Origin of the sequence: Microtetraspora malaysiensis (assembly GCF_050947145.1) — a bacterium.
Taxonomy (GTDB): Bacteria; Actinomycetota; Actinomycetes; order Streptosporangiales; family Streptosporangiaceae; genus Microtetraspora_A; species Microtetraspora_A malaysiensis.
The window spans coordinates 899111-922873 of sequence record NZ_CP191998.1; the positions used below are offsets into that span (position 1 = coordinate 899111).

At 67.4% G+C, this 23763-nt stretch carries 26 protein-coding genes and 1 pseudogene; 13 read left to right on the top strand and 14 right to left on the bottom strand.

Going from position 1 to position 23763, the window contains the following annotated elements:
- Positions 1-72: 72 nt before the first annotated feature.
- A pseudogene (locus ACQP1V_RS04460) lies at positions 73-171 on the top strand (peptide-methionine (S)-S-oxide reductase MsrA); the annotation flags it as partial.
- A 1155-nt stretch (positions 172-1326) separates the two neighbouring features.
- On the opposite strand, the gene ACQP1V_RS04465 reads toward ACQP1V_RS04460, so the two are convergent.
- Positions 1327-1635 carry a hypothetical protein gene (locus tag ACQP1V_RS04465; RefSeq protein WP_433419015.1) on the bottom strand — a complete coding sequence of 103 codons (309 nt, stop codon included), beginning with the start codon at positions 1633-1635 and terminating at the stop codon, positions 1327-1329.
- Positions 1636-1938: 303 nt separating this feature from the next.
- Here ACQP1V_RS04465 and ACQP1V_RS04470 point away from each other — a divergent pair, with 303 nt between their 5' ends.
- Complete coding sequence (locus ACQP1V_RS04470) at positions 1939-2187, top strand: hypothetical protein (protein ID WP_433419018.1); 249 nt, start codon at positions 1939-1941, stop codon at positions 2185-2187.
- Positions 2188-2754: 567 nt separating this feature from the next.
- Here ACQP1V_RS04470 and ACQP1V_RS04475 read toward each other — a convergent pair.
- The 4 genes from ACQP1V_RS04475 to ACQP1V_RS04490 all read right to left on the bottom strand — a co-directional run bounded on the left by ACQP1V_RS04475 (position 2755) and on the right by ACQP1V_RS04490 (position 6846).
- On the bottom strand, positions 2755-3798 hold the full coding sequence (locus ACQP1V_RS04475; protein ID WP_433419020.1) for an NADP-dependent oxidoreductase: 1044 nt from the start codon (positions 3796-3798) through the stop codon (positions 2755-2757).
- Position 3799: 1 nt separating this feature from the next.
- Positions 3800-4069 carry a hypothetical protein gene (locus ACQP1V_RS04480; RefSeq protein ID WP_433419023.1) on the bottom strand — a complete coding sequence of 90 codons (270 nt, stop codon included), beginning with the start codon at positions 4067-4069 and terminating at the stop codon, positions 3800-3802.
- Between the two features lie 306 nt (positions 4070-4375).
- Entirely contained in the window at positions 4376-6163 is a 1788-nt protein-coding gene (locus ACQP1V_RS04485) for a sensor histidine kinase (RefSeq protein WP_433419026.1), read from the bottom strand.
- The gene (locus ACQP1V_RS04490; protein ID WP_433419029.1) at positions 6160-6846 is read right to left on the bottom strand and encodes a response regulator transcription factor; all 687 of its coding nucleotides are present in this window, start codon (positions 6844-6846) and stop codon (positions 6160-6162) included. The genes ACQP1V_RS04485 and ACQP1V_RS04490 overlap by 4 nt, the downstream gene beginning before the upstream one ends.
- A gap of 90 nt (positions 6847-6936) precedes the next feature.
- Between ACQP1V_RS04490 and ACQP1V_RS04495 the strand changes: the two genes are divergently transcribed.
- Complete coding sequence (locus tag ACQP1V_RS04495) at positions 6937-7686, top strand: L,D-transpeptidase (RefSeq protein WP_433419032.1); 750 nt, start codon at positions 6937-6939, stop codon at positions 7684-7686.
- Between the two features lie 29 nt (positions 7687-7715).
- Positions 7716-7916 carry a hypothetical protein gene (locus ACQP1V_RS04500; protein ID WP_387412250.1) on the top strand — a complete coding sequence of 67 codons (201 nt, stop codon included), beginning with the start codon at positions 7716-7718 and terminating at the stop codon, positions 7914-7916.
- A 313-nt stretch (positions 7917-8229) separates the two neighbouring features.
- Here the strand turns inward: ACQP1V_RS04500 and ACQP1V_RS04505 are convergent, their stop codons facing one another.
- The 3 genes from ACQP1V_RS04505 to ACQP1V_RS04515 all read right to left on the bottom strand — a co-directional run bounded on the left by ACQP1V_RS04505 (position 8230) and on the right by ACQP1V_RS04515 (position 12108).
- Entirely contained in the window at positions 8230-9351 is a 1122-nt protein-coding gene (locus ACQP1V_RS04505) for a CU044_5270 family protein (protein WP_433419035.1), read from the bottom strand.
- Positions 9351-9938: an RNA polymerase sigma factor gene (locus ACQP1V_RS04510; protein WP_433419038.1), complete on the bottom strand. Its 588-nt coding sequence runs from the start codon at positions 9936-9938 to the stop codon at positions 9351-9353. Before ACQP1V_RS04510 ends, ACQP1V_RS04505 begins: the two co-directional genes overlap by 1 nt.
- Positions 9939-10512: 574 nt before the next feature.
- Positions 10513-12108, bottom strand: a complete 1596-nt coding sequence (locus ACQP1V_RS04515) for an FAD-dependent monooxygenase (RefSeq protein ID WP_433419040.1) — start codon at positions 12106-12108, stop codon at positions 10513-10515.
- An 87-nt stretch (positions 12109-12195) separates the two neighbouring features.
- On the opposite strand from ACQP1V_RS04515, the gene ACQP1V_RS04520 reads away from it, so the two are divergent.
- A complete protein-coding gene (locus ACQP1V_RS04520) occupies positions 12196-12669 on the top strand; it encodes a MarR family winged helix-turn-helix transcriptional regulator (RefSeq protein ID WP_433419043.1) in 474 nt (157 codons plus the stop codon).
- 228 nt (positions 12670-12897) lie between these two features.
- On the opposite strand, the gene ACQP1V_RS04525 is transcribed toward ACQP1V_RS04520, so the two are convergent.
- Positions 12898-13404, bottom strand: a complete 507-nt coding sequence (locus tag ACQP1V_RS04525; protein ID WP_433419045.1) for an NUDIX hydrolase — start codon at positions 13402-13404, stop codon at positions 12898-12900.
- A 183-nt stretch (positions 13405-13587) separates the two neighbouring features.
- Between ACQP1V_RS04525 and ACQP1V_RS04530 the strand changes: the two genes are divergently transcribed.
- Positions 13588-13998 (top strand): hypothetical protein, encoded by a 411-nt coding sequence (locus tag ACQP1V_RS04530; protein ID WP_433419048.1) that lies wholly within the window; start codon positions 13588-13590, stop codon positions 13996-13998.
- Positions 13999-14136: 138 nt separating this feature from the next.
- Here the strand turns inward: ACQP1V_RS04530 and ACQP1V_RS04535 are convergent, their stop codons facing one another.
- Positions 14137-15003, bottom strand: a complete 867-nt coding sequence (locus ACQP1V_RS04535) for an alpha/beta fold hydrolase (RefSeq protein WP_433419051.1) — start codon at positions 15001-15003, stop codon at positions 14137-14139.
- Between the two features lie 85 nt (positions 15004-15088).
- On the opposite strand from ACQP1V_RS04535, the gene ACQP1V_RS04540 reads away from it, so the two are divergent.
- Complete coding sequence (locus ACQP1V_RS04540) at positions 15089-15562, top strand: MarR family winged helix-turn-helix transcriptional regulator (protein WP_433419054.1); 474 nt, start codon at positions 15089-15091, stop codon at positions 15560-15562.
- Positions 15563-15902: 340 nt separating this feature from the next.
- Here the strand turns inward: ACQP1V_RS04540 and ACQP1V_RS04545 are convergent, their stop codons facing one another.
- From ACQP1V_RS04545 to ACQP1V_RS04555, 3 genes are all read right to left on the bottom strand, one after another.
- Complete coding sequence (locus tag ACQP1V_RS04545; RefSeq protein WP_433419057.1) at positions 15903-16496, bottom strand: hypothetical protein; 594 nt, start codon at positions 16494-16496, stop codon at positions 15903-15905.
- A 260-nt stretch (positions 16497-16756) separates the two neighbouring features.
- Entirely contained in the window at positions 16757-17275 is a 519-nt protein-coding gene (locus ACQP1V_RS04550; protein WP_433419060.1) for a GNAT family N-acetyltransferase, read from the bottom strand.
- 224 nt (positions 17276-17499) lie between these two features.
- Positions 17500-18366: an NAD(P)H-binding protein gene (locus ACQP1V_RS04555; RefSeq protein WP_433419062.1), complete on the bottom strand. Its 867-nt coding sequence runs from the start codon at positions 18364-18366 to the stop codon at positions 17500-17502.
- 97 nt (positions 18367-18463) lie between these two features.
- Between ACQP1V_RS04555 and ACQP1V_RS04560 the strand changes: the two genes are divergently transcribed.
- A complete protein-coding gene (locus tag ACQP1V_RS04560) occupies positions 18464-18883 on the top strand; it encodes a MarR family winged helix-turn-helix transcriptional regulator (protein ID WP_067142978.1) in 420 nt (139 codons plus the stop codon).
- A 160-nt stretch (positions 18884-19043) separates the two neighbouring features.
- On the opposite strand, the gene ACQP1V_RS04565 is transcribed toward ACQP1V_RS04560, so the two are convergent.
- The gene (locus ACQP1V_RS04565) at positions 19044-20270 is read right to left on the bottom strand and encodes a S66 family peptidase (RefSeq protein WP_433419065.1); all 1227 of its coding nucleotides are present in this window, start codon (positions 20268-20270) and stop codon (positions 19044-19046) included.
- Positions 20271-20287: 17 nt separating this feature from the next.
- Between ACQP1V_RS04565 and ACQP1V_RS04570 the strand changes: the two genes are divergently transcribed.
- The 5 genes from ACQP1V_RS04570 to ACQP1V_RS04590 all read left to right on the top strand — a co-directional run bounded on the left by ACQP1V_RS04570 (position 20288) and on the right by ACQP1V_RS04590 (position 23720).
- Positions 20288-21121 (top strand): S1 family peptidase, encoded by an 834-nt coding sequence (locus ACQP1V_RS04570; protein WP_433419067.1) that lies wholly within the window; start codon positions 20288-20290, stop codon positions 21119-21121.
- A gap of 62 nt (positions 21122-21183) precedes the next feature.
- The gene (locus ACQP1V_RS04575; RefSeq protein WP_433419070.1) at positions 21184-21675 is read left to right on the top strand and encodes a GNAT family N-acetyltransferase; all 492 of its coding nucleotides are present in this window, start codon (positions 21184-21186) and stop codon (positions 21673-21675) included.
- A gap of 212 nt (positions 21676-21887) precedes the next feature.
- Entirely contained in the window at positions 21888-22313 is a 426-nt protein-coding gene (locus ACQP1V_RS04580) for a VOC family protein (RefSeq protein WP_387412229.1), read from the top strand.
- Between the two features lie 181 nt (positions 22314-22494).
- Positions 22495-22623, top strand: a complete 129-nt coding sequence (locus ACQP1V_RS04585) for a hypothetical protein (protein ID WP_433419073.1) — start codon at positions 22495-22497, stop codon at positions 22621-22623.
- Entirely contained in the window at positions 22620-23720 is a 1101-nt protein-coding gene (locus ACQP1V_RS04590; RefSeq protein WP_433419076.1) for a winged helix DNA-binding domain-containing protein, read from the top strand. Before ACQP1V_RS04585 ends, ACQP1V_RS04590 begins: the two co-directional genes overlap by 4 nt.
- Positions 23721-23763: the final 43 nt, after the last annotated feature.

Genomic DNA, 23763 nt, shown 5'->3' on the forward strand with positions numbered 1-23763 from the left:
GGTGTTGCCGGTCCTATCGGCGATTGCCGCTGACCGGAACCCTGAGCTGATCTATTGCGTGAAGTGAACCGCTACCACCAGCAGTACCTGTACAAGAACCCGGGCGGCTACTGCGGCATCGGAGGCACGGGCCTCTCCTGCCCGGTGGGCATCGCGCCCGCTGGCGAGTGAACAGGGCGGTCTTCGACGAGGTCTCGGTCCTGTGGGCTGAGCACATGGGGCTGCCCTTCCCTGATGATCTGCGTGGGGTTGAGGTCTACGACCAGCCGGTCGCGTACCTCGACTCCTGCATGGCAGGCCCTCTGACCAGCTACGTAGGAAGCCAGCGCGGAGTCCTGAAGGCAGATCAACTCCGCATCGTGAGGGAGTGCGCCCGCGATCTGCAGACTCTTCTGCCACGTCTGCGCCGACGCGAAGGGCGTAGCTATGTTGCGCGCCTGATCCGAATCGCCGACCTGATCCTTAGCGATGCGCCCCGGGCGACCCGCCACGCAGAGTAGTAGCGGCGAGAATCTTCTCTACAAGGTCAAGCCGCCTTCGGCGGGGGTGCCGCGGGGAGCAGGGGAGGAGCCCGACCCAAGAGCAGGCAAGGGGAGAGAGCAGAGAGCGCACCGAGGACCCAAGCCACGACGGCCCACACCCGGAGACCACGCGAGCACGAGCATCAGCCGGCCACGGGGCCGCGCGCCCCGCCGTCGGCGGGCGTGCGGCTCTTCGGCCGACCCGCCTCGGCGGGCGCGCACCCCTGCCGGTAAGCGGCGCAACGTCGGCGAGAGGGTGGCAGACGGCGGCACTGATGAAGATCTCTCCCATAGATGCAGGGGAAGACCTTGGGGGCGCTGCCCCAAACCCCGGGGCGCTCAGGCTCCGGGATGATCGCGACACGCGCAGGGACCGCACGGAGTTGAGGTGGAACCCTGATCGTCCCGCCCGCCATCGACCCGGGCAAGCCCAGCAGCCCGACTCCCCCAGGTCAAGCCCGGCTGTGCAGGCAGGACGACCAGCGGACGAGGAAGGTCACCGGGAGCAGGTACACGCGAAGCCAGGCTTGCCCCTCCGTCGCCGGCCCGCTGCCCCTCCGGGGCGGGTCGAAGGCAGACGGGAAGATCAGGGCAGGGGCCGAGTGTGCGGCACCGCACGACGATCGGCGAAATCCGCAGGCACGAGGCGCATCACTGCGTGACAACGACTTTGGACGACGGTGGACACTGGCGGACGACGATGGACGCTCCGGAGCTGGTAGACGCCGCATCGGCCTAGTTCGAACACCTGTTGCCGTTGCCTGACAAGGAAGCGGTCCACCACCCCCAGCGAACCCGGAGCGGTTCACGAATCCCCGGGTGCTGCGCTTTGCTGCTGCTCTTCTCTTCGATGTCTCTCCACAGTCAGACGAACATCCAAGAAGAAGGCCGCGAGTAGCAACACACCGCCGACGGCCAGCAAAATCGTCGTTGGGATCTGAACCAGATTGCGAACATCCTCGCACTCGTTCACATGGGCCTGGCCGGCGGCAAGTGACGGCGAGACGAAGGCTGAACCGCACTCCGAGCCACCTTCGGTGAGGGGCATCACACCGGCAAGCACACCGGCACCAATAAACAGGAAGGCGATGAACGCGATCGCTCTGCTGGACATACGTGATCCTTCTAATCATCGATGAGAAGGATCATTCCATCTCGGCCCTCAGATGCGGAAGTACTGACCCAGGGCCTGGTCTCCACCGAAGCCGGGGCGACTCAGCGCAACTGTGGATCAGAGGCTGGGGAACGGAGATCATCCCGTGTATATCCCGCGCTGACTGCACGGTCGGAATCCAAATGATCAGAGTAGTCGATCAGCGCCAAGCGGAACGCACACCGGGAACCATGCTCACGCCACCACCGTTGATGAGTCGAGGCAGTACCTGTCCCACGGAAGGTACCGAATATGGCCGGGCGCATGAAGGAATTCGTTGTCGAACTCGTCGGCAACATAGCCGTGGGGCTCGTTGGGTTCGCTGTAATCTTCGGATTGGCTACGTTGTTTCGCTGGTCCGTGCCAGACCTGCCCGAGATTGTCTATTTCCTGATCGGGATGACCGTCCTGCTTGTCACGGGAATCCCAATAGTGTGGCTGGCCAGAAGGATTAAGCGAAGCCTCCAAAGGGGCCTTGACACACCGCAGGACTCGTCTGGCGATGACGCTTGACCTAATCCAGGAACACGACGCCAGGCGCATGGCCTTCGTGAGCGGCACCCCTTGCTCATGAGGCGGTAGATGCGGACCGGTGGGGTGTGATCGCGTGAGTCGGTGTTGCTGTACAGCACTCCGTCCGATGGCCCGCCCTCGTTATCCGGTGCCAAGTGGACCCGGGCCGCCAGGCCCGAGGACCGGAAGCCGCGCGGCGGCCTGAAGCACCCGCTTTAGGAGAGCGGTAACTGTGTGGTCGGCTTATTCCGGTTGACCTGCACGAATGCTTAGCACAGGCAGCATCGCTTGCAAGATCATCCCGTACCTGTCCCGTAGTTGGCCGCCGGGTCAGTCCTTATGAGTGTGTCTCATATAGACACCACGCTACTGACCGGCCTCCACCTCACTACGCGGCATTGGATCGCGTAGCGACGTCGTAGGCGCCCTTGACCCACCAAGGTGCGGACAGCTGTACGACCCGCTACCGAGGTTGATATTCTCGATAGCGGACCACGCCTCGACTATCTCCTACCCACCGAAGCGGAGCACTTCATAGCCCTTTAAAGAGGCCTCCCAAGCGACGTCTCAATCTGCTACCCGCACAAGTAGCTTGCCCAAGTTTGCGCCGCTGAACAGCTGGTGGAGAGCGTGCGGGGCAGCTTCAATGCCGCCGTCGACGATTGTCTCGTCGTAGTGGAGCTTACCTTCGCCGAGCAGCCCAGCGAGGTATGTGATCGCCTCTTCGAAGCGGTGGGCCCAGTCAAGTACAAGGAAGCCCTTGATCGTCGCCCGCTGCATGATCAGCTGGACTATGTTGGTGAGACTTCCAGTGTGTTCGCCGCCCTTGTTATAGCTGTTGTACTCGGAAATCATTCCGCACAGGGAAACCCGGGCACCGATGTTGAGCCGCATCAAAATGTGATCCATGACCGGCCCGCCAACGTTCTCGAAATCGACATCGATCCCATCCGGTGTGGCGGCGTCGAGCTGTGCACGCCAGTCAGCGGCGTGGTGGTCGATGCAGGCGTCATAGCCGAGAACCTTGACGGCGTGTTGGCACTTGCTGGGACTGCCAGCAATGCCAATCACCCGTCCCGCCCCTTTCTGCCTTGCGATCTGACCGGCAATCGAGCCGACCGCACCGCAGGCGGCAGAGATGACGATTGTCTCTCCCTCTTTCAACTCGGCCAAGTCGATCCCGAGATAGGCCGAGATGCCGGTGTGGCCGAGGACGCCGAGAAAGGCCGACTCGGGTGCCGGCAGTGGGGTCGGCAGGACAGTAAGCGGCGCCTCCAGCTGTGAATCGTCGGCAAGGACCAGTTCCTGCCAACCGGTGAAGCCGCTGACAGTGGCCCCGACCGGCATGTCTTCGCGCCTGGACGCAACTACTTCGCCGACGCCGAAGCCACGCATCACTGCGCCGATCGGGACCGGAGGTTCGTAGCTACGCATATCGCTCATCCAGACGCGGGAGGTTGGGTCGAGCGAGAGAAGCTTGGTGCGGACCAAGGCCTGACCGTCGGCCAGCTCCGGTACCTGCTCTTCAACCAGTTCGAGGTCACCGTCGGTGAGTTGCCCAACGGGTCGGCGTCGTAGGCGGTAGGCCCGGTTGATGCGGTTAGCAGTCATACTAGACACCTACATTCTCGGCCGTCGGTGCGGCGTTGATGCCAGCCTTCGACGCGGTAATTTCGGATATGTTCGCAGCGCCGCCGGTACCGAAAGCTTCCAGTTCGCTGGGTGCGAGGCAGATGATGGCCTGAGCAGCCTCCAGGTCCGGCACGTCCTCCAGCGGGCCACTCCGCAGCGCGGTCACCCGTTCGACGTCCAACACCTGCCGCACCAACGGCGTCCCCAGGAAGCCTTGCTGCGCAGAGAGCAGAAAGTTGCTCGGCTTCATGGCGTCAGACTACGACGCCACCCGACATCTCCAAGGCGTTTTTCGGCCACATCTCGTGGAGTGACATCGTCACGGTGTTGGCGATCAAGGACTGTAAGAACAACGGCTCTGTCGCAGATTCTGCGACAGAGCCGTTGACTGGACAGACCCTCAAGCTGGGTGACCCGTCTCGGTGGGGCGCCTGCCAGACGGGCTTGGTTCCGACCGAGGAGTAGTTCTCCGGGCTTTACTTGTGCGGCTCGCGTCCAGCTCTTGGCCGTGAGCCCGCCCGATCTCTGACCCGCGTGTATGCCTCCATAGGCCCCATTACAACGGAAGACGCAGGGCGAACGTCGTGCGGACACCTGGCACGCTGGCGACCGTGGCTGTTCCACCGTGCGCCTCGGCCAGGTTGCGCACGATGGCGAGCCCGAGCCCGCTGCCGCCGGTCTGGCGGTTGCGGGACTTCTCCACCCGCCAGAACCGGTCGAAGACGTGGGGGAGGTACTCGGCGCGGATCCCGATCCCCGTGTCGGTCACCTCGACGACGACCTGGTCGCCATCCTGGCGGGCGCTCAGCGTGATGTACCCGCCGCGTGGCGTGTAGCGCAGGGAGTTGGTCACCAGGTTGCCGATGGCCTGGCGGAGCCGTACCGGATCCGCGGTCAGCGGGGGGTCATCGGTAACCACGGTGGTCAGCGTGAGCCCTGCGGCTTCGGCCCGGCCTCGGTGGGCGGTGGTCACCTGGTCGAGAAGATCGCCGAGATGGACGGGTTCGACGTGCAGACGGAGCTTGCCCGCGTCGGCGAGGGCGAGCTCCTGAAGGTCGTCGACGATGTGCTGCAACAGCAGGATCTCCTCGACCAGCGAGGCAATCAGCGTGGGGTCCAACTCGGCGACGCCGTCCTGGGCGGCCTCCAGCCAGCCCCTGAGGTTGCTCAGCGGTGTGCGCAGTTCGTGGGAGACGTCGCTGACCATGGCCTTGCGCTGCTCCTCCATGCGCTGGAGGTGTTCCGACATCTCGTTGAACGCCGTGGCGAGCTCGCTGATCTCGCCGGTGGTCCTGACCGTGACGCGGGCGGAGCTGTCCCCGTCGCGCATCCGCTGCGCGGCGTGGGTGAGCGCGTTGACGGGCCTGACCAGGCGCCTGGCCGCCATGACGCTCACGCCCACGGTCAGCACGAGCACGAGGAGGGCGGCACCGGCGATCGAGGGCAGCGGGATGCGCTGGCCGGTGGCCTCGGCGGGGGAGCCGATGTACAGGTACGCCGCGGGAGCGACGTAGGGATCGAGTTGTTCTTTGCGGGCGGTGACGATGCAGGAGGAGATCACCTGATCGGGTTCGGCGACCGGCGGCATCGGCTGTTTCTCCCTGGAGACCCAGGTGAAGTCGAGGCCGACTGAGCCCCTTCCCGCGCCCTTGCCCTTGAGGCACCTGCTGACCAGGAGGTTGAGCTGTTTCAACGCGGCTTTCTCGGTGCGCGTCGGCGTGCTGAAGGTGGTGGCGTCGCAGCCGACGACCACGACGGGGGCCGTGGTCGGCCTCGGCATCGGGCTCGGCTCCTGACCGACCCGCTGGCTGAGCGTCGTGACGAGGGGCCTGCCGGTGTTCGAGACGGTCATCTGTACGGCCTGCCCGGTGCGGCCCGCACAGGCGGCGTAGGTGTCGGCGGCCTTTCTCAGCCGGGCACGATCGCGGGCGGACAGCAGGAAGGGACCCACCGCGCGTGGATCGATACGGTCCCTGGCCGCCCCCGGCACCAGGGTCACGTCCACGGCCAGCGGGTCGACGACGGCCGACACCTTGGCGGGCAGTGGGGTCCCGGCGGTCGCCGAGTCCGCGATGAGGGTGCCGTTCTCGGTGGTCAGCGCGATGCGGCGGCTGTTCTGGGCGGCGAGATCGCGCAGGGGGGCGGCGACGCCCGACCAGTCCGAGTGGCGGGAGGCGTAGCCGAGCAGGCTGTTGTTGATCCGTGCGTCGCTGGCCAGCGTCTGGCCCTGCTCGCGCTGGATGGCGCCGGAGGTGCTGCTGGCAGCCAGCCACGCGGTCGCCGTGATCGAGCAGACCGCCACGACCGCCGAACTCGTGAGCAACCTGACGAACAATGACCTCATGCGCGGGTCAGTTTGTAGCCGACGCCGTACACGGTCAACAGCCGGACCGGGCGGCGCGGATCAGGCTCGATCTTCTTGCGCAGGTTCATCACGTGCACGTCGACTGTGCGTTCGGTGATGAACCCGTCGAAGCCGTGGATGCGCTCCAGCAGCTGCTTCCTGGTGAACACCCGTTCCGGCTCGGCGGCCAGCGTCTCGATGATCCGGAACTCCGCGAGCGTGCAGACCACCGGCGTGTCCGCCGCGGTGACGGTGTGTCTGATCGGATCCACGAGGAGATCGCCCGCCTGGAACACCTGCCGATCGGTGTCCTGGGACTTCCCGGTACGGCGCAGCAGGGTCCGCACACGGGCCATCAGCTCACGCGGGCTGTACGGCTTGGCGACATAATCGTCCGCACCGAGGTCGAGCCCCAACAACAGATCGTCCTCGGTGGACCTGGCGGTCAGCATCAGGATCGGCAGGTCGGACTCGGCACGCAGCACCCGGCAGACGTCCAACCCGTCAACCTTCGGCATCATCACGTCGAGCACCACGAGGTCGGGATTCGCCCGCCGCGCCTCGTCGATCGCGGAACGCCCGTCGTGCACGACGAGGACCTCATGGCCCTCCCGCTCCAGGTATCGCCTGAGCAGTTCGGCCTGCTTGGGATCATCCTCGGCGACCAGCACGTACGCGCACATGGGCTGAGGTTATGGCCATGTCAGGGGTGCACATGGGATTCGCATGACAACCAAACAGGTTTCACACATTCTGTCGCCAGGCTGCGGCAGGTGAGAACCAACCTGCTTCGTACGGCTGCTGCGGCGACGCTCGCCTTCCTGCTGACCGGCTGTGCGAGCAGCGCGAGCAGCACCGTACGGCCCGAGCCGGCGGCCGGCGCCGGTTCCGCGAGCAGCGCCGTACGGCACGAGCCGACGCCCGGCGCCAGTTCGAAGATCGCGACCGTCAAGGGATCTCGGATCACGGTCTACGGAAACAAGGAGGGGACGGCACAGAGGACGATCACGAGCCCCAACGACTACGGCGCGGCGCGTGTCTTCCTGGTGGAACGTGACGAGGGCGAGTGGCTCCAGGTGCTGTTGCCGATCCGGCCGAACGGCAGCAAGGGCTGGATCAAGGCCGCCGATGTGACGCTCGCGGAGACCGCCTACCGGGTGGAGATCGATCGTGGGGCGTTCAAGTTCACTGTCTATGACGGCGACAGGGCCGTCAGGACGGGCAAGGTCGCGACGGGCGAAGCGGGTACGCCGACACCTCCAGGTCGTTACTTCTTCACCGAGCTGGTGAAGCCCGTCGATCAGGGCGGGGCCTACGGTGCCTACGCCTTCGGACTGAGCGGCTTCTCACCGGTGCTGAAGAGCTTCGCCGGCGGCCCAGGCCAGCTGGCGATCCACGGGACGAACAAGCCCTCCGCCATCGGCACGCGGGCCAGCCACGGCTGCGTCCGGATCAGCAACGACGACATCACCTGGATGGCGAACAACCTGGCGATCGGTACTCCGGTCGTCGTACAGGGCTGAGGCCCGAATTGAAAGAACAGGGGAACCTTATGAAGATCAAAGCCACGCTCATGGGCATCGGCGCGGTGCTGGTCCTGACCGCGGGCCTCGCAGGCTTCTCGGGCACGGCCGCGGCCGATCCCAAGCCGTCCGTCACGTCCGCCCCGGCGCCGGCCGACCAGCGGCCCACGGTCAAGGCGACGGCGGGTCCGAAGGAGCCCGTCGTCGTCAGGCCGGCCTACACCGGCTGATCGTGGTGCGGCGCCGCAGCCCCGGGTCTGTGGCGCCGCATCTTGGCGCCCGCAGTCTCGCCGAGGGCGCGACGAGGGCGAGGGTACTGACCGCCCCCGAGCAGAGCACGGACGCGGTCGACGGGCTCACCACAGTGATCCCGGCCGGCGTGGACGAGTGGTCTGGGCCTGCGTTCAGCAGATCGCGGACTCGCGTGTGCACCCGCCGGAGGCCGTAGACCTTGCTGGTTGTCCTGCGCTGGTCACGCCGACGACGCCGCCATCAGGCCACCGCCCGCCGCTGCTACTACCAGCGCAGATCCCAACCATGATCTCAATAACAGTACGGCTGCGTATCGGCGTCCTTGGGAACCTCCGGCATGGAATCGACGACCTTGATCGTCATCATTGCCGTGCCGGCGCGCATGGTTTCCCTGGTACGTCCGTCCGCCTGCTTCATTTCCATCCAGCTCCGCCAGCCGAGAAATCTGTATGTCCCAGGCTCGAAGATGAGTTCCTCGCGTTCCTGGCCGTCAGGGCCTTGGTAGCTGATTGAGGCACCCACTCCGTGGCGGCCTGCCGGATCGGTGAGCTCGGGAACCATGGTCGTGGCGGGCATCTTCGACAGGGCGCTGAAGACCACGGCGCGAGTCTGGGAAGTGCCGAAGGGATTCCTGGCCAGCAAGACGAGCTTCATCGCGACGGTTCTTTCGATCCGGCGGTTGATCTGGTCGCGGCTCGGAGGAGCCTCTCCCGGTGCGGGCTTCTCGGCGCGGACAACCGCTTCCGCGTCCTCGCGGATCCGCGTGAGAAGCCGGTCGGGGTCGGTGGGAAGGTCGCTGACGCCCTGTGACGGCGAAACGTCCACGGGACACTGACCGGCGCGCTGATACTCCACCGCTCCGGCAGGTTGCCCGCCCACCTCGCTTCGGCCGCTGCCCACACGCTTCTCTCCGTACGTGGAGCGCGTCACGGCCTTGCCGGGGTCGGTGGCGGGGATCCACACCTCACGGCGAACATCCTGCGCGTATTCGAACGTCTCGGTACCCGAGGCGCCGAAACGCCACTCGACGTCCTTACGGTCGACGTAGACGAACTGATTGGGCTGCGGCTGCGGGCCCTCTTCGGCCGCCACCGCGGCCGCGTACCGAAGTAGCTCCGCGGCGTTGGCCGGCCGGGCCCCCAAGAGAGATGAGTCATCGTCTCCGCGCACCACGATCACCCCTGCGGTCACTGCCGCCGCAAGGCCCATGACGATGCTGGCCCTGAGCGCGATGCGGCCACGGCCAGGAGCAGGTGAGCGTCGAGGACGCGACGGAGCCGGCGTGTGAGGAGCGCCGCCGGCCCGCTCAACCTCAGCCTCAGCTGCCAGCCGCTCCCATGCTCGTGCGGCGACCTGGGGAGCGGGCCCCGGCAGACTGTCGTGGTGAGCCTTGATCGTCTGGAGATCATTCATCACAGCGCCTCCTCATAGGGACCGATGACCTTGCGGAGCTTCTTACGGGCGCGGTTGAGACGTGAACCAACCGTTCCCCGAGGTATGCCAAGAGCGTCGGCCACCTCCTCGTAGCTGAGCTGAGCGCACGCGACCAGCATCAGAACATCCCGGTCTCCGGCCGAGAGCCGGGCCAGACCGGAGGCCAGTTGCGGCTGCATGATTGCCGCGGACACACGCTGGACCACGCCGTCGGCATGACTGGCGACATCCGAGGGTTCGGCGCTTCTGGCCAGGGCCCGATACCTCCGGGCCTCATTGCGTCGATGATCGGCGACCAGGTTGGAGGCGATGCCGTACAGCCAGGCGCGAGCACTGGGGCGACTGACGTCGTAGCGCTGTCGGCTGCGGAAAGCGCGCAGAAAGGTCTCCGCGGCGATGTCGTCCGCGGCCGACTCGCCCAAGCGCATGTGCACATAGCGGTGGAGGATGTCGAAGTAGCGATCAAAGAGGACCCCGAAGCGTTCGGGGTGACGGCATGATTGCTCTATCAGGTGGGCGTCGGTGACCTCGATCGGAGGCGCTGAGCCTTGAGGGGGAGCTGACATGAACGCTGTTCCTTCGGAGTGGTACGTCGGACACGAGTAGTTCGGCGCAACCCCGATCCCTATTCACGAAGGGTCAGCCTCCCAGCGGTCCGACATCCCGCCGCCTCTGCTCCCTTGGTGGCGTACTCAGCCATATAGGACGCCACCTGCTGATCACTCATCCGCACAGATCGGCCGCGACGTACACCGGCCGCACGTTGATCTGAGCACCCCATCCCGCGGTTTCGTCAGGCATGCCCGGAGTCTTGTCTGCTCCAGTGGCGCTCCAGGGGAGGGCGCGGGGAACTCGCTGACTCCGGGCGCGCTGCCGGCCCGACGACAAGACCAGACCCTTGACGCCCTCGCGGAGGCCGTCGCCCTCGTCGGCCGTACGTCCACCGTACGGACCAGGATTGCCCGCCAGATGGCCGAGGAGCCCTCGTTCGCCCAACCGTGGCTGCGCTCGCTCGCCCTCGAACTGCGCCGTGGTAGGTCCTGACGATCGGTGGTTTCGAGGTGTGGACCCCGGGTGGCGCAGTTGTTTCGCGACGCGACGCGCGAGGCCGGCGACATAGACCGGTTGAGAAGAGCCGGATCAGGGGCGGTCCAGGACGTGTCGCAGTGCATGTTCGAGGTTCCCGGGGTCGCCCGCGCCGCGCGACCGCCACGCGATGACCCCGTCCGGCCGCACGAGGACGGCGCCCGCCTCCGTGATGCCGTACGCCGCGAGGAACAGCCCGTCCACGTCGGCAAGGCCGGCGGCGTCTCCGATCACGTGGAGGTCGAGGGCCACGCCGAGCCGGCGTACGGCCTGCTCAACGGCGCCGGTCCAGTGTCGTCCTCCGGCAGACAGGAGGACGAACGCGCTCCCGAACAGGTCGCGCGTCGAGACTGGAGTGCCACCGCGGGCCAGCCGTACATGCGGGGCACGCGACCCAGGACGGCCGGACGGCGTGACCGGGTTCTCGAACAGCGGGGGCCGGTCGCCGTCCTCGGGCACGAAGGCTCCGGATGGGCAGATGTAGCCGAACAGCCCCACCGCCGGATCCAGGATCTCGGCCTCCGTCCCGTCGCGCAGGTGGGGAGACTGGCGCTGGATCAGGTTGGCGTATTGCTGCTCGGCCAGCGCGTCGGCGTACGGCCGGCGCTCGGCGTCGTGGCTCGCGAGCAGGCCGGGTCCGGCGGTGCCGGACAGGACGGCGGCAAGTTTCCAGGCGAGGTGGTAACCGTCCATCACGGCGGCGTTCCCGCCCTGCCCTCCGGTCGGGGGCATGAGGTGCGCAGCGTCGCCGGCCAGCAGGACCCGCCCGGCCTGGAAGGAGTCCGCGACCCGGGTGACGTGCTCTCCCGAGGACGACCAGGCGATCTCCAGGATCTCCACGTCCAGGTCGGGTACGCCGCAGGCGGCGCGGACGACGTCCACGAGCTGCTCGGCGTCCGGATCGTCACCGGGCTCGAACGGGGCGGCCAGGACGTAGCGGCCCGGGTAGTCGGTGGTCACGACCGTCGCCGCCCGGGCGGGCAGCGCCGGATTCTGCAGGTAGAAGAGCCCGAACGCCTCGCCTCGCAGCGCCACGTCGAGGTCGGCCTCGAACTGCAGGAACATCGTTCGCGCCGGCCGTGACGACCGGCGCCCGTGGACCGGTATGGCGGCCATATCGCGGATTGCGCCCTTGTGACCGTCGGCGCCGACCAGGTACCGCGCCGTGATTGACCGCCGCTCCCCCGTCGCGGTGTCGCGAAGCTCGGCGATCACCGCCTCATCGTCCTGGCGGAACGACACCAGCTCGGTCGAGAACCTGATGTCGGAGCCCAGCTCGGCCGCTTTGCCGGTCAGGATTCGCTCGGCCCGTTCCTGGCTCGCGGCGGCGAACGGCGCGGGAGACAGCCGGGAGAAGTCGGGCATCTCGCGGACGAAGTCCTTCAGGACGGGGCCGGTGACGGTCTCCGCGATGACTATGACGCTCCTGTCCCCGCCCGGCGGAGCGGCGTGGGTGAACCGCTCGGCGATCCCGGCGGTGGCCAGGGCCTCCATGGTCGTCGGCATCTGACCCCTGGCCTTGGGTTGGGTGGACAGCCCCGGATGCCGCTCCACGACGACCGACGGCACGCCGTGGACGCCGAGGAACGCGGCCGTGGACAGCCCCGCGAGGCCCGCTCCCACAATCAGCACTGGGATCTCGCCTCTCATGCTCGCCTCCTCTGTGCTAATTTTGTTCGAAGTGTAGGAAATTTCGATGTATCGAGATAATTCGAGATAGTACGCGTTGGAGTGCGGATGTCAATGGGTCGTCGAGCCGAGGTTCTGCGGACGCTAGCCGAGGCGACGCAGGACAACGCCGCGCATGGCGTGATCATGCATCAGGCCATCGCCGCCCACTTCGGTCTCGGGCCCACCGACCTGAAGTGCCTCAACCTGGCCAGACACGAGAAGGAGCTCACGGCGGGACGGTTGGCCGAGCTGACGGGCCTCAGCACTTCGGCCGTGACCGCGCTCCTCGACCGGCTGGAGCGCGGCGGCTTCATCGAGCGGCACAGGGACACGGCCGACCGCCGCAAGGTCCTCGTACGCTCGACCGGTCGGCACGAGGCGGCGCTCGGGGAGATCTTCGGGCGGGTCGCGGCGTCGTTCGCGTCGGTGGCGGACGCATACGACGACGACCAGCTCGAACTGATCACCGGGTTCGTGCTCCGCCTCAACGAGCGGGCCTGCGAGTTCATCCCGACGCTCGTCCAGGACCTTGGCTCCTGAGGCTGCCTGAGGCCCGCCGGGACTGTCACAGCCCAGACAGCCCGCGGACGGACGTTGTCAGGGTCGGCGAGTCCGTGAATACAGGCGAGGGGCTTCTAGGTTTCAGGTGTGCGCTGTCGGAGCCGCGACAACCAGTCCCCGATCTTTTCCCAGCCCAAGTACGGGAGCAGAGACAGGCCATAGCATCATCCGAGGTGATCAGGGCAGAGATGTGTGGGGCCGCGCAACCTACCGATCCCAGGACATGACCACCGGCTTGGGCGGGACCTCGCCGCTCAGCAGGTACTCCAGCAGGTTGGCCAGGTCGGTGGGAAGCACGCATTCGTCGGTGACGCACAGTTCGGCCGCTGTCCACCAGCGGAAGACATCCAGCAGGGAGCGTTCGTGCTTCTCCATGCCTGAGGGGTCCACCTGTAGGGTCGGCACGCGTAGGAAAAAGAAGGAGTGCTCAGAGCGCATCGGCGCGCCGTCGTAGCGGATCCAGTCGCCCGAGCCCGTGGCCACGACCGATCCGAGGGCATCGGGGGCGACCTCGTGGCCAATCTCTTCACGGAGTTCTCGTGCGGCTGCCACGCTCGGTGTCTCCCCGGGCTGGATGCCTCCACCGGGGGTGTACCAGGCGTAGTAGGGGTCTTTGATGGACCTCAGTGCGCGGTACAGCAGGACCCGGTCATGATCGTCGACGAGTAGGACGCGGGCCGAGTTGCGCAGGATTGGTTGGGGGTGGGTGGGCATGACGATCATCCTTGCCTTTGATCACGAGCGATGCGAGCCCACCAGGGCGCCTACTTCTCCGCCTGGAACAGAAGGTCATGCGGGATATTGCCAGGGGATGATTCCTGGCCCTTTGTTCCCGAGCGCCGTGCTCTCGTCGGCACTTCCGCAGGAACTGCACCGGACCGATCACCAGCGGCGTTCGTGCCTTCGACGACAGGCGTCGCGCCACCCTCTTGTAGAGATGAGGACCAGCCTCGTATCGCCATCTCCGGCCACCGCGGACTGCCCCGGGCCATCGCCGCTCTCGTTGAGGCCGAACTGAAGAGAGCCCTTGACGACGTAACAGACGTGATCGGCCTGTCCTGCCTGGCGGATGGTGCTGATCAGATCTTCGCCCGAGCGGTCGTGGAAGTGGGGGGCAGGTTGGAGGTTGTTGTTCCCGCGCAGAAGTACCGGGAGGGACTGCCTCGGGAGGCGTGGAGCGAGTACGACGTGCTGATCGGTCGGGCGGACAGGGTTCACCGACTCGATTTCGTCGCGCTGATCAGTCCAAGACGGTCCCTGATCGGGCTGATCGAGAACCCGTACTTCCCCGGCCCGGTGCCAACATGACATGTCATGCCCGCTCATTTGCACCGAGTTCCGGACGCCGCCCTGCCTCTGGTCACGTACGCGAGTGGCGCGGTCGGACGGTGCGGCGGATGCGGGAAGCTCATGGCTGGACGCGGCCTCAGGACTGTTCGGGGTCCCTCACGTCGCTGTCCTGTCGAGGAAATCGACGACGCGGGTGTTGAGGTCGGCGGCTTCGTGCCATGGCATCGCGTGGTGGGAGAGACCCGGCAGCACCGCGGTCTCCGCGTGGGGCAGGAGACGCGCCACAGCGGATGCGACGCGGCGAGGAATGTGGGCCCTGCTGCGTCCGGCGAGGAGAACCAGGGCCGGCGTCGTGAGTGCGCGCAGCAGTCCGGGCTCGGGCCGCTTCCCGGTCACGACTTTCACATCCGGGAACTCCGCGGCCAGGCCGTACAGCCATAGCCAGGCGGGGTCGGCTTCCGCGTCGTCGGTCTCCCACGCCAGGAAGGCACGCGCGCGCGAAGCCGTCGGCTGGATGAGAGACGGCAGCGCGCGCAAAAGGTATCCAACCCGGAATCCTCCAAAACACTGCGTCGGATCGAGGAGAACAAGCTGCCGGACCCGCTGGGGCGCGTGGAGGCCGTACGTCAGGGCGATCCATCCGCCGTAGGAGTGCCCGCACACGGCGGCGCTCTCGATCCCGAGCCCGTCGAGCACCCCGTCCAGCCAGTCGAGCAGGTCGGGGACATTGCGAGGGGGCTGTTCGCCCCGGATGCTCCGTCCCGGCTCGCCGATGCGGTCCACGGCGTACACCCGATGCCGGCGTGCGAGCTCGGCGACGTTGGCGAACCACGTCGCCGCGGTGGTGCCACCGCCGTGTAAGAGGATCAGCGGCGGGCCGTCCGTAGGCCCGCACGCGTTCACCCGCGTCATGCCGTACGCCGACGGCAGGTCGATCGCTTCGACCTGGACCGGCCAACGCGCCAGAACCGCGTCATAGGCGGCGAGGAAGGCCGCGTTCGCACCGTGACGGTCATCGGACATGCCTCACCTCGGCAAATAGCTCGCCCATCAATAATCTCGCTGAACGAGATATTGTCAATGTGACGGTTGCCGGGACGGAGGCAAGGTGGCGAACGACGTGCACGAACAGGACGCCGGGATGCGAGTGGTGCACTTGCTGCGTGCGATCACCGTGGAACTCGACCGGATCGGGGAGGGATTCGCCGCCCGGCACGCCCTCCATCCGACCGATGTGCGTGCGCTCATCTGCCTCCTGGATGCCGCCCGCACGGGCCCGCCCGCCACCCCGGGAATCCTGGGGGCACACCTCGGCCTCAACTCCGCGGGCACCACGGCGGTGATCGACCGTCTGGAAAGACTCGGTCATGTGCGCCGGGAACGCGACACCCAAGACCGTCGGCGCGTGCTGCTGAAAGTGGATGAGAGCGCCGTCGCGCTCGGATGGAGCTTCTTCGGTCCGCTCATCCATGAGATCGTCGCCGTCATGGGACGGTTCGACGCCGCGGATCAGGCGACCATCGAGCGCTTCCTCGGTGACGTTAACGAGGCGGTCGCCCGGCAACGAACCAGCCGGGGGTAGCGCTTGCGGCGGATGCTCAAGCGCGTGGGGCAACGTGCCCGGACGAGTTGACCGCAGGGGACATCAGCGCGGGTGATCACGGAGAGCCGTGGGCCTCGGGCATCGGAGTGCAGACCCACCCCTACCGCGGCGAGCACTACTGAACGCGGAGAGTGCGAGCGTCGTGCCATGAGGGTCTTGAGCTGCCCGCCGTGCCGATCGATCGCCACGGCGAGGGGAGAGACGGGGCTTTTCGCGGTCTTCCATGCCGAGAACGATCGTCGCCGGCGCATCGGCACTGGCGCCTCGACGTTCCGGCCGGAGCGTCGAGGCGCCAGGGGAAGCGACCGCACGGCGCGCGTCAGGCGGCGGCGGGGACGGCGGGGGCAGGCTCAGTGGTACGGGAGACCTGACCGATGATCGGGATGAGGGACACGAGCATCAGGATCGCTCCGACCGGGATGAGGTCCTTGCCCACAAGCGGCATGAGGATGTTGAGCACGTACACGAACGGGACCCAGATCTTGACGTGACGCTGGACGGTGAGCTGCACGATGAGCGCGAGCTGGCCGACGTAGAAGAGAATCGGCACCACGTTGTAGACCGCGAAGGGGACGCCGGGGACGGCCTGGATCTGGGTGAACATGGCGTCCATGCCGGCGCGGTCGGTGGCCATGAAGCTGACCGCGATGTCGATGACGAACTGCGCGAGGAGTGCCAGCGACCCGACGAACCCGATCACGGTGCTCACGGTCGACAGGGTGCCCCGTCCCGCCAGACGGCGCATGTGCCAGGAGACAGGGACGAACAGGGCCAGGGCCCCGATGAAGGCGAGATGGCCGGAAGTCCAGGCGAGGCCGGGACCGCGGACACCGTCCAGTCCGTCCAGAATCCGGATCACTCCGTACGCCAGGACGAGAAGCGGTGCTGCGACGAATGCGATACGGGGGTTCATCAGGGGGCTCCTTCGGATCGGTTGCCTCCAATCCTGGATTTTCCGGGCGTCGGAGTAATCGCCGAGGAGAGCGATCTCGGCGCTCCCCCGTGTGAGGGAGAAGGTCTCCCTCGTGTCGGCGATGTCCCCGGCCGTGTCGAGCCCGGCTGCGGCGCGCTGCTCGGGGGCACCCACCGTGGACCGTGCCTCGAACCCCGCCGCGGCCCTGTCCCATCTGGCACGGCACCGCGGTCATGCGGGCGAATTCGATGAACGCGGAGTCAGCGTTCGAGATCCAGGCGCCAACGGATCTCGCCGTCCTGCCACTGGTCGATGGGCGTGAGCCCGGCGGTGGTGGCGACGGCGGCGGACGCCTCATGGTCCGGATGGATGTGGGCGATGACGCTTCGCACCGGCTTCCCGCCGAGCCAGGCGACGAGCCCCCTGGCCGCCTCACCGGCGATGCCTCGGCGCTGCCAGGGAGTGCCCACTACCCATGCGATCTCCGCGACGAGGCCGTCGGCGGAGGGGGCGATGGTCGCCTGGACGGTTCCCGTCAGGCATTCCCGCTCCTGGAGCAGGATGACCCAGTTGCACCAGGAGACCGCGGGGTCGGGCGAGCCGGCGAGCATGCGCTGGTAGCGGGAGCGCAGCGCGTCCGCGCCGGCCGGTGACCCGCCGATGAAGGTGTGCAGGTCGGGATCGGACAGCACCACGGCCATCTCCTCGGCGTGGTCGACGCGCAGCGGCAGAAGTAGCAGCCGGTCGGTACGGATGGCCTCGGCGGCGATGATGCTCATGCCGCAGCGAACCTCTCGAACCAACGCCGGGGGGAACCGAATGGATCTGCGGGCATGCGGTGACTGTAGACCGGCATGCTCCTTCTTCGCCGTGGCGGGCGCGCCCAGATCGACGCTCTCGTACGGCTTGATCGGCTTGAGGGACAGTGCGGCGATGAACACCGAGATCAGGAAGGTGTGTCCGGTGGCGTCGCCGTACGCCTTCGGGCCGTCAGCCGCTTGTGCTACTCGGTTTCGTTGTCGAGCCGCAGGGCGTCGGCGTTTCGGGCGCACCACTCGGCGAAGGTGCGGGGGCGGCGGCCGAGCAGGCGTCGCACGGTGTCGGTGCGGACTCCGGTCGTGTCCGCGCGCATGATCGCGGCGCCTTCGAGGATCGCGTCGGCAAGGGGCTTCGGCGCGCCGTCGGGGTAGCGCGACCGGACGATCTCTTCAGGGGAGGCCGCCGCGCGGACTTCGATGTCACGGCCGATGGTGGCGGCGATGATCTCGACCTGTTCGGCGATGGTGAGCGCCTCGTCGCCGGTGAGGATATAGGTCTGCCCGTCGTGGCCGTCTTCGGTCAGTACGAGGCGGGCGACGGCGGCGATGTCGGCCGGATCGATCGGCGCGGCCCGGCCCGGCCCGATCGCGTCGAGGACGAACCCCTCCTTTCGGATGGACGGCACCCACTCCAGGGCGTTGGTCGTGAAGCCGCCGGGACGCAGGATCGTGGCAGGTATGCCGGACATGCGGAGGAGTTGCTCGCGCTCGTAGTGCCAACGGCCCATGGCGGGCACCGGATCGCCGAAGGCCCAGATGGACGACAACAGCACAATGTGGCGCACTCCGGCGGCGCGGGCGGCCGTGATGGCGTTGGCGGCCTGGTCGATGCCGATGCCCGGGGTAAGCAGGAACAGCCGGTCGACGCCGTCGAAAGCGGGGGTAAGCGTCGCGGGTTTGTCCAGGTCGCCGACCATGCGTTCGGCGCGTGCGGGGAGGTCGGCCGCGCGGGTCGGGTCGCGGATGAGGATGCGGAACTCCGCATTTCCCGCGTCTAGCTCCCTGACCAGCTCGCGGCCGATTCTGCCGGTGGCTCCGGTCACCAGTATCATCGAGACTCCTAGTCGTTTGCCGTCTAATGATCTGCTGCCACGGAAGGCTAGCCGGTTAATGATTAGCCGTCAATCGACCTGCTGTCCGGAGGTGGCGGTGCCCGAGTTCCTTGACTTGCACGGCAAAACGACGAAGGTGCTGCGTGCGCTGGCCGAGACCGCCATGCGCCGCCACGGCCTGCATCAGGGGCAGGATCGCCTGCTGGCGGTGCTGTGGGAACGCGATGGCAGTACGCCCGGCGAGATCGCCGCCGCGCTGCATGTCACCACGCCTACCGTCGTCAAAATGGCCACCCGGATGAGCGCCGTGGGCCTGCTGACCCGTCGCCGCGACGAGCGCGACAGCAGACTGGTCCGACTCTGGCTGACTGACGAGGGCCGGGCGCTTCGGGAGCCGGTCGAGGCCGAGCGCCGCAGCCTGGAAGAAGAGGTCACCGCCGACCTGACCGAGGCTGAGCGCCGCCAGCTGATGATCGCGCTGGCCAAGATCTACAAGTCGGGCAGCGACCTGCTGTGACCAGGGTCGCTGCCTGAACATCCCGAGCGCCGCCCCGGGGTCATGCGTGCGGTGCGGGACGGAGCCTGAAGAGTTGGCAGCGCGCTTCCCGAACTGGCCAATCCGGCGCAGTCGAGCCGACAACGGGCCGGGCGCCTGGTACGCGAACTGGCCGGCGTGATCAGTGGTGTCGCAGCGTGAGGCTCGCCTCTTCGCCGGTGACGGTCAACTGGGCTTCGCCCCCGATGGGGAAGGTGGCCAAGGGGTGGGTGTGCCCGATGTCGATGTTGGCGAGTACCGGGATGCCCGCCAGCGGCGGCTGAGTGCCGATGATCTGCTCCAGCAGCGAGCGAGTCATGTGGCTCTCCTTCTGGAAGCGTCCGATCGCCAATCCCCGGATGTTGACGGCGTCGGGAAGCTGGAGCAGAGATGTCAGGTCTCGCGCGAAGGTCTCGGGGTGGGATTCGAAATCGTCCTCCACGATCAGGATCGCGTCGTCGAGAGACGGCATGTAAGGGGTGCCTTGCAGCAGGTTGAGCGTGCAGAGATTCCCGCCTACGATCCGCCCTTCGGCCGTGCCGGGGTGGATGGGCCACCACCCTTCGTTCGGGATCGGTTCGCGCTGGTCCTGGTCGAGGAACCAGAGATCATCGCTCCAGACCGCCGAGGGGGCAAGGGCGACCGGGGCGCTGTCGAACATGACGGCGGTGAACCATCGCAGGGTCTGGTCGAAGTGATCGCGCATCCCGAATGTCGACCAGTGCGGCCCTGAATAGGTGACGAGACCGGTTCGGGCCAGGATGGCGTTCTGCAGGGCGGTGATGTCGGAGTAGCCGCACAGGATCTTCGGGTTGTCGCGGATGAGCTCCCAGTCCAGGAAGGGCAGGAGTTCGTTGCAGTTGTAGCCGCCGATAACCGTCAGGATCGCCGATACCGACGGGTCCGCGAAGGCGTCATGGAGGTCGGCGATTCGGGAGGCGACGCTGGAGGAGTCGAGCGGGTCCCGCTCATCGACGTGACGGCCATAGGACACGTTCAGGCCGAGCTTCGCGAATCGACGTTCGATGATGTCGGTGTGGTCGTGCTCGGTCACCATCGCGCGGGATCTGGCGGGCGCCACCACTCGTATCGTGTCGCCCTTGCCGAGCTTGGCGGGAAAGATCCTTTCCATTGCGTGAGCATAACGGGGTCTGGGGAGGTGGCCCCGGTCAGTCGGCCGGCTCGGTATGGGCGGAGGAGTGGCGCCCTCCCTGTGGTGCGCGGATCGCCTCGAAGCGATAGACCTCACCGAGGGTGAGCCGGGGTTCGGGGGCGACCCGTGGTTCTGCCCTGCTCTGGTGGGGTCATCCCTACCGCGTGTTGGCCTGCTGGCATGATCACCTCGGCGAAGTCGGACATATAGCTTCATAACGTCACAAACAACCAATGAAGGGCTCGCCCGTGTCCGGCACCACCTCGTTCCGCCGTATCGTCTCCCGCTCCGCCGTCGTCGCACTGGCCGGCGCTTCCTGTCTCGCGGTCACCGCCGGGAGCGCCGGAGCGATCATCAACGGCTCCACGTCCACCGAGTCCTACCCCTTCATGGCGACCATCCCGACCACGGCCCCGCTCATGGGCCTGACGGACGGTAACTGCGGCGCGGCCCTGATCGACTCGCAGTGGGTCGTGACCGCCGCGCACTGCCTCGACATGGAGATCGGCTCGATCCCGAAGGGGACGGTGCGGATCGGCAGTGACAAGCGCAAGTCCGGCGGAACCGTCCGCAAGATCGCGCAGGCGTTCCTGCACCCGGACTACGCCCAGAACTCACCCAACAAGAACGACATCGCGCTGGTCCGCCTGGACCGCCCGGTCAGCATCAAGCCCATCAAGATCGCCGAGCAGGCGGGCAAGCCCGGCACGCCGACCCGGATCCTCGGCTTCGGCATCACCAAGTTCAGCACCAACCCGGCTGAGTGGAAGATGGCCAAGAAGCTGCGCCAGCTCGACACCCGGCGTGGCGCAGTCTCCGAGTGCGGCCCCGGCTTCGCCGATGACACCCGCCTGTGCACCGTCAGCCAGAAGCCCAAGGCCATGGCCTGCAACGGCGACTCCGGCGGCCCCCAGATCCAGCGCGGCCGCAACAACAGGTGGGAGCTGATCGGCGTCACCTCCGGCCCAGGCGCCAAGAGCCCCTCCTGCGAGCAGGGTCCCGGCCTCTACACCAACGTGCCCGCCTACAGCGACTGGATCAACAAGACCATCCGCGCGAACAGCTGAGCGCAGCACAGCCCCCGGCAGCGGCGGTACCGCTCTCCCGATCGCGCCAATAGGGTCCCTCTATGCCCGAACTTCAGCTCCTGCGACCTGACCACGCCTCGGCCCTGCTCGCGTTCGAGATCGAGAACCGTGCGTATTTCGCGGCGTCGGTGCCCGATCGGGGCGACGACTATTTCGCGAATTTCGCGGCGAGGCACGAGGCTCTGCTCGTCGAGCAGGAAGCGGGGCTGATCCTCTTTCACGTGCTGGTCGGAGATGACGGTGAAGTGCTGGGACGAATGAATCTCGTCGATGTTTCGGACGGAACCGCTGAACTGGGATACCGGGTCGCGGAGAAGGCGACCGGTCGCGGCCTGGCGACGTCAGGAGTTCGTCAGGTGTGTGATCTGGCGGTCACGACGTACGGCCTGACAGGCCTGCGCGCCGCCGCGGCGCTGGACAACGCGGGGTCGCGGGCGGTCCTGGAGCGTACGGGGTTCGTACCGACGGGTGAGACCCTGCTGGACGGCCGACCCGGGATCACCTATGTCCTTGACCTGCGTCAGCGCCGCTGACGGCGTTCCGTAAGCCGCTCGAGCGCGAGGCGGCTGGGGGCGGAAGCACCTGGACCCGCCACGCAACGCGATATCGCCCGGAGAAGCGGCCACTACCTGGCCGCTTCTCCTGCCAATGTGCTCCCTGAGCAGGGCCAGGCAGCCGTGCGGGCCGTCGGACCAGGATCCGTCCGATCGCCCAGGCACGGTGAACCGAAAAACAAGGAGCCATCATGTCCGTCAACGCCGTGACCCACCTGAACTTCCGAGGTGACGCCCGCGCCGCACTCACGTTCTACCAGTCCGTGTTCGGCGGGGACGTGGTCATGGTCACCTACAAGGACGCCGGAAACGTCCAGGATCCGTCCGAGGCCGACCATGTGATGTGGGGCCAGGTGGCCGCTGCCGGCGGCTTCCGCGTGATGGCCTACGACGTGCCCTCGCGCATGCCGTGGAACCAGGGAGAGAACGCGTTCTTCGTTTCGGTCCGGGGCGAAGCGGCCGAGGAGGTCACCGCGTACTGGGAGAAGCTCTCCGACGGCGCGACCGTGCTGCAGCCGCTGGGGCCTGCGCAGTGGGCGCCCCTGTACGGGATGCTGAAGGACCGGTTCGGCGTCACCTGGGTCGTGGACGTCGTCAGCGAGTACCAGGCGTCCTGACGATCAGAGCCTGGGCGGGCGGGCGTCCGCCGCCCGGGCGACGCTCCGACGACGGCGTTCAACGCCGACCGGTGGCCGGTGCGGCCAGGAGCGTGTTCCGTGGAGCCGCCACCATGCGTTCCGTCATGACGCCGCCGGCTCCCGCCAGACCACCATGCGACTCGAAGGCAAGGACGTAGCAGTGAAGACGCGCGCACTGGGCCGGACCGGAATCCAGGGCACCATGATGTCCGGCCAGGCCGGGAACCTCGACCACGACGACACCACGCCGACGGTCGGCCGGCGATCGAGCGGCGGCGTGAGCCGATGACCGTCCTGGACACCCGGGCGCTCAACCGCGCCACGCTCGCCCGCCAGCTGCTGCTCGACCACGCCGACATGCCGGTCCTCGATGCGGTCACGCACCTGTGCGGCCTGCAGGCCCAGGAGCCGCAGGAGCCGTTCGTCGGGCTCTGGTCGCGGCTGGGTGCCTTCGATCCGGCGGACCTCTCGAAGCTGCTGATCGGCCGAAGCGTCGTGCGGACCCACCTCATGCGCCGCACCGTCCACCTGCTGGCCGCCGACGACGTTCTGGCCTGGCGCGCCCGCCACGACGGCATGCTGCGCGGGCGGGTCCTCGGGACCTATCGCCGCGAGCTCGACGGGGTGGACCTCGACGAGCTCGCCGCGGCGGGCCTGGAGGTGATGTCCGACGACGAGCCCCGCTCGATGGGCGAGCTCGCGCGGGCGCTCGCCGAGCGCTGGCCGGGGCCGGGCCCGCGGGCGCTGGGTGAGATGCTGGTCGCCGCCCTCATCCCGATGGTGCAGCTGCCACCCCGCGGGTTGTGGCGCACCAAGGCGGGCGTGCGCAACGTCCCGATCTCCTTCTGGCTGGGCCGCGCGGTCGACCCGCCCGCCCCCGACGGCTCCGACCCGGTCGGCCAGGAATTGGTCCGCCGCTATCTGGCCGCCTACGGCCCCGCGGCCACCGCCGACCTACGCGCCTGGTCCGGCCTCACCGGGCTCCCGGCCGCGGTCGCCGCGATCCGCGACGAACTGATCTCCTTCCGGGACGAACGCGGCCGCGAACTCCTCGATCTCCCCGACGCGCCCCGCCCCGACCCCGACACCCCTGTGCCGGTCCGCTTCCTGCCGGCCTTCGACAACGCGATCCTCGGCTACCACGACCGCACCCGCATCATCGACGACGCCCACCGCGGCCTGTCGGTCGCCGGCGAACGCGTCGTTCTCCTCGACGGCCGGGTCGCCGCGACCTGGACCGTCCAGGCCGGCACCGTGGTCATCACCCCGCTGCGCCGCTTCTCCCACGCCGACCGCGCCGCGGTGGCCGAGCAGGGTCGGGCGCTGGCGGCGTTCCTCTCCGACCACGACAGCGACCGCGTACAGATCACCGCCTCTCCCTGCTGAACGCCCCGGCCGCACCCGCGCGATCGACCGCCGCCATATCGAG